This is a genomic window from Granulicella arctica, assembly GCF_025685605.1.
GTDB lineage: Bacteria > Acidobacteriota > Terriglobia > Terriglobales > Acidobacteriaceae > Edaphobacter > Edaphobacter arcticus.
Genome location: NZ_JAGTUT010000001.1, coordinates 560,680 through 573,960 on the forward strand (window position 1 = coordinate 560,680; position 13,281 = coordinate 573,960).

Sequence of the window (13,281 nt, forward strand, 5' to 3'; positions counted from 1 at the left end):
GCCCACTGGCTCCCATCTGCTATCCTCAACGTTGCGAACCTTCGAACTGGAGCACCCCATATGGCAAAAGGCGTCAATAAAGTCCTTCTTCTCGGCAACGTCGGTAAAGATCCCGAAATGCGCGCTACCGCAGGCGGAACCCAGGTTGCGAGCTTCACGTTGGCCACGGCCGACCGCGCAAAGGACGCACAGGGCAACTGGGCCGACAAGACCGAGTGGCACAATCTCGTAGCGTTCAATCGCACCGCCGAGATCGTCCGCGACTACGTCAAGAAGGGCACGCAGATCTACGTCGAAGGCAAAATCCAGACGCGTTCCTGGGATGACAAAGAATCAGGCCAGAAGAAGTATCGGACCGAGATTTTGGTTAATGAACTTACCCTCCTCGGCAAGGGCGGCGGCGACGGAGCATCCAGCGGCAGCAGCGCATCAAGCGGCGGCTATTCTCGCTCCAACATCGCCAGCTACGATCAGAGAGCCCCCGCAACCCAGCCAGACTACGCCGACACTGGCATCACCGACGACGACATTCCCTTCTAAACCCTACCGCTCAGGCGTTCCAGTCTGAGCGGTACCGCATGCTTTGGACGGATCGTGAAGCGAGGCAGCAACTCAAGATCCTCCGGCGATCCCTCTGGCAGCGACAGCCGCCAATGCTGCACCACCGTGGCCAGCATCAACACTGCCTCCATCCACGCAAAGCCCTCGCCAATGCACTGGCGCGTTCCCCCGCCGAATGGGAAGTAAGCGAACTTGGGCCGTGCCGCCTTGGCCTGGTCGGTGAAGCGCTCCGGATCGAAGCGTTCCGGCTCGGGATAAAATCGCGCATCATGCTGAACCACGGTCGGCGAAGTCACAAGAGCCGATCCCTTCGGAATAAACAGCCCTGAGCGCATCGTGTAATCCTCCATAGCCGTTCGTGCGCTGATCCATGCCGGAGGATACATCCGCATCGACTCCGCAAACACCCGCGCAACATAGCCTAGCTTCGGATAGTCACCCGCCCTCGGCGCGGCATCTCCAATCCCGTCAAACACCTGCTCCCGCATTCGCTCCTGCACGTCAGGATGCTTCGCAATCAGCCAGAGCGCAAAGGTAAGCGCGCTCGCGGTCGTCTCGTGCCCAGCCATCAGGATCGTCAACGCCTCGTCCCGAGCTTGCCGATCGTCCATGCGCCCCTCATCATCCTTCGCGCCCAGCAGCATGGCGAGCAGGTCATCCTTCGGCTCCCGACCATCCGCTTCTTCCCGGCGTCGCTCGCCGATAATCCCGTAGATTAGAGCGTCGAGCGCCGTAAGCGCTCGCTTCATGCCAGGCATCGGCCCAATTGGCAGCTTCTCGAGCAGCGTCGCTCCAGGCAGCAGAGCGTACGGCAGATAGTCGTTAAAGGTCTTCATTGAATCGACAAAGGTCTGGATATCGGGGCGGACATCGGTCCCGAGCAGGCAGCGACTGGTGATCCGCAACGTTAGCGCGACCATCTCCTCATGCGCCTCGATGCTCGCGCCATCCTCCCACCTGGCCGTCATCTCTTCCGTGATCCGGACGATCGTTGCACCATAACCAGCAATGCGCGATCTGTGAAAGGCAGGCTGCGCAAGCTTACGCTGCCGAATATGAATTGGGTCCTCACTTGTCAGCAATCCGTCGCCGAGAATCCCTCGCGCCCGCCGCAGAACGATGCCGCGACTATGACGCGACGCATCGCCAATAAGTAAGTCCTGAATATCGTCAGGATGATTAAACTGAAACTGGCGGTAGCCGTAGGGGGTACGGAAGCTCAGCACGTCCCCATAGATATCTTTGTTCTGTTGGAGACCTTCCGGCGAATCAACTGCGAAGAGCTTCCCGATTCGTAGGCGTCCAAAGAGTGAAGGACCTGCGGGGAAGCTGGAACGGTGTTCTTCAGCAACGTTGGATAATGCCTCTTCCTTCGCCAAGCCCAAATCTCCCATTAGCTTATAGACAGCAGTCATCACTATTGAGAGCGTAGATCGCTGACAAATTGCTCCCAAGTCCGACTACTGCTTCAGATGCAAAATAATACGGCGAGATCAACGCACATCGGAATCGTCCCAATTCTTACTCTAAGTGAATCGCTAAGTCTTGGTTGACCGCTGAACCAATTCCCTGAGGCAGACTACCGCTTGATCGATATCCTCATATCGCAATTCATAGGCATCAATCTTTGCAAGATGCTGCAGCACACGAGACTGCAGATAGCGCACCTCAGGTACAGGAAAGAGCTCCTCGTAAAAAGACCTATATGCTGTGCCAGCGGGAAGCAACACAAGCTCGGCAGCCTCGATTGGCTGTCGCCTGAGAAAGATGGCGGCTCCTACTAAAGCCTCCCGCGAAGTGAGCATCCATGGGAAGTGTAAAGTTGGAATCTCGATCGATGGTTTACCGGCCGCACGCGGTGTAAGGTCGTAGTGACCTATCTCTGGAAAGAGATCACGCGCAGATGGACGAAAGCGCACTTGGCGAGAGTTGCCAACAACACGCACTGCGGTAGCATCATCGACTAGAAAGCTTCCATCATCTGAAGTGTAGATCCACCCCGCCCTGGCGCATGCGTACGCCAGCGAAGATTTACCCGCCCCGGAAGGCCCGTTAAGCAACACGCCAAACCCCTTAAGACTGACACAAGCAGCGTGTAACCCGACAGCATGAGACATGCCCACAAGAAGATTTGCAACGGGATCAAGAAAGTAATAATGAAGATAATCATGATGCTTGAGGGTGTTGCGGCTGAGATAAGTCGTAGAAAATTTGGCTATCAGGTCACAAGCAGCGTGATTGCTTAGATCTGCAACAATCGAGACTAGATGACGACTTGCCCGCATAACAGGAGTCGGAGGGCATCCGCCATCTTTACTGTCACCGACCCGTATCTCGATCCGAAACATTTGCCCCGCATATAGCTGTCCCGCATTTCCCCAGCACCGACTGGCTATCTCCAGAACCTCACGCTCATTGGTCACAATCTCTATAGCAAAGCCAAGTGGATAAAACACGGCTCTCTCGGACAAGACCCATTTGCAGCGTAATGGATCATCGTCAGCTAGAACTTCTCTAATTGCTACAGATAGTCCGATCCCGGAGGCACTTCGCTCTGAACCTTTCTCAACCACAGTGACATCCCTTTCTCGCATCTGGTCGCCTGACAACAATCAATCCCGAAGGACATCAGATAAATGTCAGTCAGTAACTCTAGGGCCGCGCAGAACCAACGCCCACACCTTCGGACGTGTGGGTCTTTCTACCCTGCTCCAGCATCCGATTAGCCTCATAGGATTTGAACCCTGTAAGTTGTAACGATATGTGAAAGAGAAACGCAGGAACGTTCATCAGGTATCTCTTCCAAAGGTGTTTGGGATCCTGGAAGAAACGGTGCAGCCACTGGAAACCCGCTTGCTTGATCCATTCAGAACAATCAGCTATGCGACCCGTGTGAAAATCAAAAGCCGCTCCCACAGCAAACATCAAAGTGGTGTCTAGTAGTGGCAGATAGCGGCTCATAAAGTGCTCTTGTTTCGGAGTACTTATACCTACCCACACGATGTCAGGTCGAAGAAGATTGACCGAAGAGACAAATGCCTCCTCCTGAGCTAAGGACATTGCCTCAAAGGGAGGCATGAAGGTCCCTACAACTTTTACAGATGGGAATCTCTTTTCCAATTGTGCTCGAAGTTCCACGGCTATACCCTCTTTACCTCCGCACAGAAAATGAGAGTAACCTCGGAACTCTTCCCTTGAGATAACCTCAAGCATAAGGTCCGGCCCAGTAACACGCCTCATCCCCGCGTGTCCCTGATGGCGACCGACCCAAACTGTGGGCATACCATCTGGAGCAGTCAGGCTTGCATTATTAATAATGTTCGCCAGAACCGGATTTCGTTTGCATTCCATTACACCGTGGACGCCCACAAGGCAAACGTATCCCTTAAGACGATGTCTCAAGCTATACGCTAAACGCGTCAAAGCCCCCTCCATGTCGACGGCATCTATAGAGACACCAAGCACGTTCGCTTTCTTGTCTTCAGTACAAAGGATCATTTGCGCCCTCTTGCACCGATCGGGCCGGTGCCCCGTGCCATCCTCTTTCTTTTCCCTCAGCGATAAGGCACTCATACAAATCCAGGTAGCTTTGAGCGATGTGCGCCAGCGAAAACCGCTCTACAAGAGGCACCGGCAATGGTGGTCTATCTAAAACATCAAGGCAGGTATCAACAAAACACTGTTCGGCTGAGTCATCCAACGGAACATAATTGCAGTAGGAAGCTCCAACTTCCCGAAACGCAGCTATATCGGAGCAAACAACCTGAGTTCCATGAATTATCGCCTCAACTATTGGCATTCCAAACCCTTCCACCAGGGAAGGAGCAAGCAGAAATCTACATTTATCGTAAAACCAACCCAGCTCTGCATCCGAGACATCACAGAGAAAAACAACTCTTTTCTCCAACTTCAAGAGTTGAACCAATTTCTGAATACTTCTAGTTTCTGGACCCTCCATACCAATCAAAACAAGAAGCATATTTGCTGGGAACTGGCTTCTAGAGATGAGCTCCCTGAAGATCTCTAAAGCAAAGCAGATATTTTTATTGCGCCGGTGCTGTGCCACACACAGAATAAATGGATTCGTACTCACGATAGCTGAGCAATGATGAGAAAACTCAGTGCGCTCACACAGATCAACACTGTTGTAGACAACTTTCGTTTTAAAGACGAGGCTCCTGTCCGTAATCTCCTCCAAGCGTCTCGCAGTGCTCTCTGAGACACAGGCAATAGCATTTACAGAACAAAGACACTGTCGAAGAATGATTCGGTTTGCAAATACTTTAGGAAAGCCAAAGTTCGCTGGAATATCATAGGGATAGAGATCATGTAGTGAAACAACCACCGGACAGGTAAAGCTCTGGTTCCTATGGGGTACAGGGTAAGCAAGATGCACTATCTCCGGTTCTAGCGCTAGAGCCAATTTTGGCAATTCAAAGTAATACCAGAAATTTCGTTTCAGCGAAGATTTTGCTATGAAGACAGGATGCAAACGCAATCGAGGGTCCAGCGTTGGCATTGACTGTAACAGTGAAGGCATCTGCCACTCCGCAGCAACCAAATTAATTTCAGAAATCTCGGAGCATGTCAGTAGACCCAAAACAATATTTACAGCATGACGCGGTATACCAGACAGATGACCAGTGGAAGAGACCGCGACAACCATCACTTTCATATCGACTCCTCTCGCTGGAAGGATCTTGACGGCGAAGAATCAGTTCCACGCAGACTGAGGCTGAGAAGCGTAATTGCCCAAAGCGGCAGCGAAATATCAAACACCTCTGTGTCTGTTAAGCCTCGAATAGCTACAAAGAGCAATAATCCAAATAAAAGGATTTTTATAGGCTGCGATTCGAGCTTCCGAACTTGATCGTAAAGGCTGAAGTAGAGGCCAGCCAGCATCAACACACCTACAACACCATAGGCGTAGAACTGCTGCAAAACCTCATTGTGAGCATGTCTTGCTTCGAACAGTCCAAAGGATGGAATCACCTTCCATACCGAATGAAACCCATGACCGATCCAAGGATGGTCAAGTGCTCGATCAAAAATAACTGCCCAGATCCCTATTCTTCCGGTCAGAGTTTCTGCTTGATTCCCCGCATTTGTATAAACATCGTAGTAAGCCTCGAGCAAGGGTAGAAAAGCAGCCATGCCCACACTAACAAACAATGCAATGATGACTTTATTCTTGCGGCGAATAGTCTTGCTAAAAACAAGGATAAGAACCTCTCCAAATACGAATGCAATGATTGAAGTCTTACTAAGACTCCGAACGAGGGTCACCGCGAGAAGTATTGCCGCCCAGCCCCACTTGGGCGCTTGCTTGATCACCAGATATTGAGCAAAGAAGATTGCGAACGCGCATAGATAACCAATTTGGTTAGGTCCTAAAAGTTCCTCGTCTCCTAGTCGAAGGTCAGATTGTGCGGGAAGAACCCACGCCAACAATCCAACAGCACAGGATCCGATGACGTAGCCTTTCATGAGCGATAGTGAGACCTCATCGGAATCATCCGCTCGCAACAGAAAAACAACAATAGCTACATCGGCAGCCATGGCGGTCCAATAAGCAAGCGCAGCCGATATCGACATCGCTTCGGTCCAGAAAAGACTACAAACTGAGAAACAAAGATATCCGACTACCCAGCGCACGCAGGCAGCCTGGAGGATAGGCTGATAGCTCACATCTGCGGGACCAAATGCGCAGAAGGCGGTCCAGCCAAGCAAAAACATATTTAAGGCGATTCCTAATGCGGCTCCAACCTGCGCATCTGCGTGAAAGCCTCGCACAGAAATGAGGGTAATGATGAGCCTAAATGAGAAGAAAAATCCCACAATCATAGAAAGCACCCTGCCAGATCTGATGATCGGCGAATCGAACAATGTAGCACTCGCAATCATGCTTCCCCAATCTGCGCGTCTACTGTGGTTGGTGTGACCTTGGAACATGTAGACAAATAGAACAACTTAGCCAGCGGGTAGTACATCACCAAGGCTATAGCCCCGTAAGCAAGACGAGAACAGGCAACTCCGCTCGGTCCCCACTTTAGGAGAAAACACATGAATGTCAACATTATTCCGCCACCAAAAAGGTTTGACCAGGTGAAAATTTGGACATTTCCTAACGCTAGGAGCGCATAGTAGGCTGTAACACTCAACCCTAAGAGGGCAGAGCTCCCGACAATAGGTTTCAACATTAAGTCAGAGCTAATTGCAATCCGACTACCCCACCATAATCCCAAAAGACGACGCCCGTAGAGCAATGCGAATGCTGTAGCAAGAAAAGTGATACCTATGTATAAACCAAGAGCTAGCGATACCGGTTTTCGAATCTCATCAGGATTTTCTGATGTGGCGTAGAGCCCCGACAGATAGGGAAACAAGAAGTGAAGTCCGGCGGCTTTGAGTCCATAAGTAGGCTGTACCAGTCGGAGGCAGAAGACATACACTGTTACAGCGGTTGCCCCTAGCGATACGCCAAGAATCAGGCGATCTGCTTGGCTAAAGAGTACTCCAGCAACCGCCTGCAACCAATTGAATGGTCCAAACGCAAACAAGGCTCTTAACTTTTTGGTGTTAGTGTGAGGCAAGAGTGTGACCCCGTAAAGGCTGTGCCGGATCTGAAGTAGCTGCGCCACACTACCAAGACCAACAAAGCAGGCCATTGTAAACATAATGCTTATCAGTTCACAGTTTAATAAAGCAAGAGCAACAGTGGCCGCTAAGGCTAGCATGCGAGCAACTATACTAACCCGAACAGCAGCCCCATACCTTCCGAATACTCTTCGCGTGCTAACGCATACGCTTTCCATTGCTCGAATCAAGATCAACAGACTTGCGAAACGAAGTGACCAGAAGCAGGTAGTCTGCAATTCGCAATTGTCAGGAGCGACATGATTTGCAACCAATGGTACAAACATCCAGAGCAAAGAAGCTACTGTCACACCCAGCAACAGGTTAATGCCCAATATCGTTATGGTAACCACCACGAGATCATCTCGTTGATTCTTGCTGTGCATAGTAGCTAAAAGCTGAATATTCGCATCTCCAAAGCTTGATGCGATGATGCTGCCGACGTTAATGGCCACCATGCTAACTACCCATGCCCCATATTGCGTGGATCCAAGATGGTGAAGCAAGGTGGGTACGAGCAACAACATCATGACTAGATAGGTAGCGTAGTCAAGGGTTCCATAGAATGCATTTGCAAGATGCTGTCTCACAGTGGTCCTCTAAGTGTGAAGAGCCCTCGGACCCACACTCGCATATCCATTGCAATCCTTCTTATAAGCACTTTGCGAGGATCAATGCTACTCATCCGGGTCCAGAGATGAAGAGCAATTACCAATACAGACGCTGCCAATATCGAGAAAAGAGTAAACACCACAATAACAAGAAGGCGTGGCGGGAATGACTTTTTCTCTGCAACGAGGGGTGGATCTACGATACTGACAACAGGAGTGTCCTTCGCTTCTTCAATGCGTGACATCTCGTATTGCTGCGAAAGCAGCTCAAAAACGGTTTCTTGAATGCGGACACGCCGGTAAAGATTTGCATAGGGAACTGCAAGCCTTGGAAGCTGGCGAATCGAGGGATAAATATTTGAATTTACTGGACTACCTTCACTTGTCTCTATAAGAGGATCACTACTACCACTCATCTTTGATAATTCGCGTTGTAATCCGGCGATGCGTGCCTGTGCTGCCCGAACACGAATATTTTGATCGCCATAGACTTCCTTGAGTGACTCTACCTCCGATTGTGCGACGATCAATTCTGCTTGCAATTTGGCGGCGGCATCCACCATCGCGTGGGTCTGTTCTTTGATGTCAAGTGTTGTGTTTACACTAGAAAATTGGCTAAGCGCTTTCTCCGCATCCAGCAGATCAGTTTGGACACTGATCAAACGCTTTTCAATGAATTCTCGTTCTCTGCGTGCAGATGATGTATTCGAGTGAGTAATCTTGCTGTTCAGTTCTTCGAGGTATGCCTGGGTAACATCGTGAGCGCGCTGCCGGTCAGTATCCGTGAAGGTAATACTAATAATGCCACTCTTCTTATCCTCTGTAATCACAGTTCGATGTGCCAAATATTTTATGGTGTCGATACGATAGTGCTTGTGGTAAATCCGCTGAAGGTCGAAGCGATCAATAAGATGATCACCGATTGTCCTGCTGTGTAATAAATCGATAAATAAAGCACTTGAGGTTTTACTCCCAAGCAGACTTCCAGCAAGACTCCCTAGACTACCTAGAGAATGGCCTGCGATAGCTGCCAACATGGCGGCTCCAGAACTAGCCTGGTCAGGTGGCATAATACGAGCTGTCGACTCGTAATCCTTGGGCATAGCAAAAGCAATGATTGCACTTACTAGGAGTGCGCAGGCGCCCACATACCCGAGAAACAATCTTTTCTCCCAGAGCAGACTTGCATTGGTCACCCAATTTTCCTGAATTGGAGATGGTATCAATGAAGGGGTCATCAGATAATTCCCGCAACTGCGGCTGTTATAGCTATCGAAGAAGAGATTTGAGCGACAGTGAGTAAATTCCTCCAGAATAATGAGCCGCCCAAGATTCTTTGCGGAACTACAACGACGTCTCCTGGTTCCAACCTTGTCCCAATAACATTTGTTCCATACCATCCTCCGGAGCGCCTGCCGACAACAGAGCCATTTGCACGAATGACAAAAATGTCTTTTCGATCTGCAACATCATTGCTTCCGCCAGCCCGGCGGAGATACCAACCAGCTACTTTTCCCGGTACAAAGGTGATCGCAGATGAGTTGTAGACCTGACCACTGACTAGCACAAATCCAGGGCGCTTAGGGACTGTCAGCACATCTCCACTCCGCATTTCGATGTCGGCATCAGTATTTTCCCAGCTTTTGATGTCAGTGCCGACATGGATAACGAGGCGTCCACTTGCGGGCTGACTCTTAAGACGTTGCAACACCTCAGCTTGCTGTGCAGCCACAGCTTGGAGCGTAGACGATTGATCTTGGGCTGTGAGACTCGGTGAAATTCGCGAAGCAGCCGATGTACTCTCAATCTGACGAATTAGCTCGGCTCGGCTTTTCTCTTCTAGATCTCTAACCTGGGTGCGGATGAGCACTGCTCCCGAAGGGTATGCAGTACCTCTAAATTCCCCGGCACGGCGCAGGACTGAACTAAGCCGCTCCCCCTCCTGCAGGCCATAACTACCTGGATAAGTTACTTCACCTTCAAGGGTCACTGACGTACCAATATCGTTCCAGCCTGAGATCTGATGAATAGTAAGAACATCCCCTGCCTTCAAAGCGACATCATCCCTCTGGTATTCTGCCTTCAAAGCTTCTCCAATGCGTACTGACAAACGTTGGCTTACGATTTTCTTTTCGTCTTGAATGGTGTAACTAGTCAGGTCAGCACTGTCCAATAAGGCATCACGTTTGAAGCCTCCCGCCATCTTCACGAGTTGAGCGGAAGTCATCCCCTGCGACAGGGCATACGCTCCAGGCCGGAGAACCTCGCCACGAATCGTGACCTGCGGAGAATCCACCTCATAACGCCCAAAGATACGAATTGTGTCGAATGGCTGGAGCAGCACATTATTATTTCCAATAAGCACCTCCGCCAAATCGAACTGCATTGTTTCCGGATGGAGATCTGGTGCTGCAAGGCGAATAATTTCGCCGTGCATCGCGGGCTCAGGAAGAAGATCTTTATAGGTCCCTAGAACAGCACTCAATTGCATCCCATCTTTATAGGGATATTTTCCTGGACGTACCACGTGCCCTTCGACATAGATCGCTCGTTCGCTATAGGGAAGAATCGGTGCAACCTGTATGCGGTCGCCATCTTTCACGTTGAACCTTGCAATCACCTCGGAGGTCGACTGAGGATCGCCTCCTGCCGGGGGGTCTAGGCTGATCGTCTCTCGTTGTTGATTTGCTTGTATGCGTTCGATTGTCACATGATTCAGAGCAGCCATCACAGTTGTTCCGCCAGCATCCTCTAGAAGCTCGGCCAGGCTGGAACTGCTTCTAACTTCATAGATCGCGGGCCGTTTAACCATACCGCCTATGGCAACCTGTGGACCTGCCGGAGGAACAAGGAGCGTGTCACCCGACTCAAAGCGGTCATCATCCATCCTCAATCCATGTAAGAGAAAGTCGTACAGGTCAATGTCCCGTATGATCTGCTTTCCGCGAAGATGGTGCATAGTCCGGAGCGACCCGATCCCGGTAGGTCCGCCGGCCGCATAGAGAGCATTGAGCGGCGTGGATAAGGAACTTAGTTCATATGCGCCCGGGCGCTGTACATCGCCAACAACATATACCCGAACCGTTCGGAGTCGAGCAATAGTAATGTCGATTTGCGCATTGCGAAACTGCTGTTTTAGGGCATTCGCTATGGTTATCTGCGCATGTTGTAGAGTGAGACCCGCAATCACGAGCGAGCCGACCTCAGGCAAAACCACCTTGCCCTCTCGGTCGATCACACGCGTAAGACTTTGGGAGATTCCACCCCAAAGATTGATCGTGATCCCGTCTCCGGGCCCAAGGATATAGTCGGGACCTACAGGGAGATCTATTGGAAGATTGCCTTGACCCAAACCGTTTCGACTAAGCAACGATGAATCTCTATTAATAAACATGTCCGAACCAAAGCGCTTTAGCTTTATGGTGTTCTGAGGAATTTGTGTATAAAGATCGCGAAGAGACTGCAGGTTGTATGGTGTGGGGAGACGTAGAACTTCAGGATCATCAGTAATGTTCCTCGCTTGCTTGACCGACCCGCCTTGTTTCCCTTGCAGGCTACTTGATATTCCTGCAGATGCTGCCGGATTTGCAGTTGACGGAAGCATGGCAGAAGCATTTGCACTTGATAGTGTGGTGCCAGGTATCTGGCTGAGTGAATCAAGCGTGGGCCCTGGCCGCAGTGCGCCACCGTCATCGTCGTTTTCAGAATCACTGAATGAACGATGAAGATCAGCACTGGAGGCATATCCGCGCGCGCGCATCCAAAGAGTGATGCTAGCTCGAAGATCCGGCCGCGTGGCTATCTGATTAAAAAGCATCTCGTCAGTGATAGAGTCTGCTTGTGTATTGACGCCCTGCTGTTGTAATTGATCCGAGACAAAACTTTTCAACTCGATCACGACCTCTGGTTTTTGCTGGAGGATTGTGTCAATTTGGCTAGCAGTCAGGGCATTACGTAATGAGGCATCATCGCTCACACTATTGGTTGCTGCCAACGATGAGCTTTGACCAGGATCAGACATGCCGTCATTATTTGGAGGTGCTAACTGACTTTGTTGAGCGATCAGATGACCCGAAAGAGCAATCAAGGTTATTGCCCACCGTAAAGAACGCCAGCTACACCCGAGGTAAGTTGTGGAAAGAATTCTCATGATGTGGCGTTCTCCGTCACGGGCACCACATCAGAATTTGATCGTGGGCAAAGTTTATTCTGCGTCTGTAACTGGGCCAGGCTTGATTGCCAATTTGCTAACTCCGCGAAGTAAAGAAAGCCCTCGATAATATGAAAGCGGAGACGAAAAGAGATAAATTGGAGCTGAATCAAGATTCTATAAAAGCTGGCTCCACGTGATCCAGCAGGAGACTGTTGTGCAATAGACGGGACCGTCAGAGCAGGCAATAGATGACGATGTTTTGTCTCCTGCCACAATCTCTCATTAGTCTGAAGCTGCTGCTCAAGAAGAAGATAGAGTTTGGTTCCAGGAAAATCGGCGAGGACAGCTCGTTCTCCATATGTTTCGGCCCATAACTTCACTGTAGGGGCTAAGCAGTCAACAGTCCATATATTGAGGTCTTTAGGGGTTTTGCTGCCTAGGATATTGTGAGACAGCAGATTTACCAAACCTATGGCCGTAAATGCCTCATGGTAAGTTTGGGACCGAACTCTTACCTCATCCCAGAATGTTGCATCGTCATAGTGGAAGGAGATATGCCTTTCATACTCTAATATCCAGGAAGGCCGGGTGTTAGCGCTACGGAGATGGGACATTACGTGGATAGCTTGCCCAATCAACTGGTCACTATCAGGTAAAGCGCGGAATGTGGTTCCGTGCAAAGTCTGCCAAACTGCCCGATCAAGAAGATCATTGCTTAGAGGCGTGTTGTGCTTTGGGGAATCGAAATGCAATTCGACTGATCGCTGTGGAGTTGCCTCGTAGAAGTGCCTCATCTCAGGCAACTTGAAATTATTAGCTTTGAACTCCCACACACTTTTTGTCACTCCGGTGCGTATGTAGCCCGTTGTTGCTAGAGTTTCTGCGCAAGCTTCAAGGTGACGGCTATCTACCAAGAAATCAAAGTCACTTTGACGGCGCGCTGCTGGGTCAGGACACGCGTGCGGCGAAAGCGTAAAGCCTTTCAGATTGCAATGGCGTATACCAATCGCGTTAAATGCTTGGTTTATTGTTTTGAACTCCCCAAACATTGTGTTGCTGCGTTCCTCATTGTCGATATAGTTCCTTCGCAACCGCTGCAGTGTCTCAGCCGGAAGAGCATCCTCAAGTTGCATCAGTTCAACCTGCTTGAGGAAATAAAGCGCCATACCGCTGGCATCCAGCCAGTAATAAGTTTGAGCCCACTCGGACAGCTTCAAAGGGGCAAGTTGCTTGCGGCAAGACTCGACCGGATCGCGAAAGATCGCGATCACAGCTTGTACAACCCTCCTATTCGCCGGCTGCTTCCACTTCATAGAGCAC

Annotated in this window: 10 protein-coding genes; 1 reads left to right on the forward strand and 9 read right to left on the reverse strand. The window is 50.3% G+C overall.

The annotated features are described in order from the left end of the window. Positions 1-60 precede the first annotated feature (60 nt). Entirely contained in the window at positions 61-540 is a 480-nt protein-coding gene (locus OHL20_RS02275; RefSeq protein WP_263381598.1) for a single-stranded DNA-binding protein, read from the forward strand. Here the strand turns inward: OHL20_RS02275 and OHL20_RS02280 are convergent. From OHL20_RS02280 to OHL20_RS02320, 9 genes are all read right to left on the reverse strand, one after another. Further along, positions 537-1,940, reverse strand: coding sequence for a cytochrome P450 (locus OHL20_RS02280; protein ID WP_263381599.1), 1,404 nt, complete (start codon positions 1,938-1,940; stop codon positions 537-539). The two genes, OHL20_RS02275 and OHL20_RS02280, sit on opposite strands and share 4 nt — an antisense overlap. A 159-nt stretch (positions 1,941-2,099) precedes the next feature. Then, the gene (locus tag OHL20_RS02285; RefSeq protein ID WP_263381600.1) at positions 2,100-3,155 is read right to left on the reverse strand and encodes an aldolase; all 1,056 of its coding nucleotides are present in this window, start codon (positions 3,153-3,155) and stop codon (positions 2,100-2,102) included. A gap of 58 nt (positions 3,156-3,213) precedes the next feature. Continuing rightward, positions 3,214-4,059, reverse strand: a complete 846-nt coding sequence (locus tag OHL20_RS02290; protein WP_263381601.1) for a WecB/TagA/CpsF family glycosyltransferase — start codon at positions 4,057-4,059, stop codon at positions 3,214-3,216. After that, entirely contained in the window at positions 4,043-5,236 is a 1,194-nt protein-coding gene (locus tag OHL20_RS02295; RefSeq protein ID WP_263381602.1) for a glycosyltransferase family 4 protein, read from the reverse strand. Before OHL20_RS02295 ends, OHL20_RS02290 begins: the two co-directional genes overlap by 17 nt. Then, on the reverse strand, positions 5,233-6,465 hold the full coding sequence (locus OHL20_RS02300) for an O-antigen ligase family protein (protein WP_263381603.1): 1,233 nt from the start codon (positions 6,463-6,465) through the stop codon (positions 5,233-5,235). The genes OHL20_RS02295 and OHL20_RS02300 overlap by 4 nt, the downstream gene beginning before the upstream one ends. Next, a complete protein-coding gene (locus OHL20_RS02305) occupies positions 6,462-7,787 on the reverse strand; it encodes a lipopolysaccharide biosynthesis protein (protein WP_263381604.1) in 1,326 nt (441 codons plus the stop codon). Before OHL20_RS02305 ends, OHL20_RS02300 begins: the two co-directional genes overlap by 4 nt. Then, a complete protein-coding gene (locus OHL20_RS02310) occupies positions 7,784-9,004 on the reverse strand; it encodes a GumC family protein (RefSeq protein WP_263381605.1) in 1,221 nt (406 codons plus the stop codon). Before OHL20_RS02310 ends, OHL20_RS02305 begins: the two co-directional genes overlap by 4 nt. Before the next feature lie 41 nt (positions 9,005-9,045). Continuing rightward, positions 9,046-11,958, reverse strand: a complete 2,913-nt coding sequence (locus tag OHL20_RS02315) for an SLBB domain-containing protein (protein ID WP_263381606.1) — start codon at positions 11,956-11,958, stop codon at positions 9,046-9,048. Continuing rightward, positions 11,955-13,274 (reverse strand): nucleotidyltransferase family protein, encoded by a 1,320-nt coding sequence (locus OHL20_RS02320; RefSeq protein ID WP_263381607.1) that lies wholly within the window; start codon positions 13,272-13,274, stop codon positions 11,955-11,957. Before OHL20_RS02320 ends, OHL20_RS02315 begins: the two co-directional genes overlap by 4 nt. Between the last annotated feature and the right edge of the window lie 7 nt (positions 13,275-13,281).

Bases quoted from the DNA above. Each gene is read 5' to 3' on its own strand.
- OHL20_RS02290 (WP_263381601.1), bottom strand. From the start codon at position 4,059: ATGATCCTTTGTACTGAAGACAAGAAAGCGAACGTGCTTGGTGTCTCT.
- OHL20_RS02275 (WP_263381598.1), top strand. From the start codon at position 61: ATGGCAAAAGGCGTCAATAAAGTCCTTCTTCTCGGCAACGTCGGTAAA.
- OHL20_RS02320 (WP_263381607.1), bottom strand. From the start codon at position 13,274: ATGAAGTGGAAGCAGCCGGCGAATAGGAGGGTTGTACAAGCTGTGATC.
- OHL20_RS02295 (WP_263381602.1), bottom strand. From the start codon at position 5,236: ATGAAAGTGATGGTTGTCGCGGTCTCTTCCACTGGTCATCTGTCTGGT.
- OHL20_RS02285 (WP_263381600.1), bottom strand. From the start codon at position 3,155: ATGCGAGAAAGGGATGTCACTGTGGTTGAGAAAGGTTCAGAGCGAAGT.
- OHL20_RS02300 (WP_263381603.1), bottom strand. From the start codon at position 6,465: ATGATTGCGAGTGCTACATTGTTCGATTCGCCGATCATCAGATCTGGC.
- OHL20_RS02315 (WP_263381606.1), bottom strand. From the start codon at position 11,958: ATGAGAATTCTTTCCACAACTTACCTCGGGTGTAGCTGGCGTTCTTTA.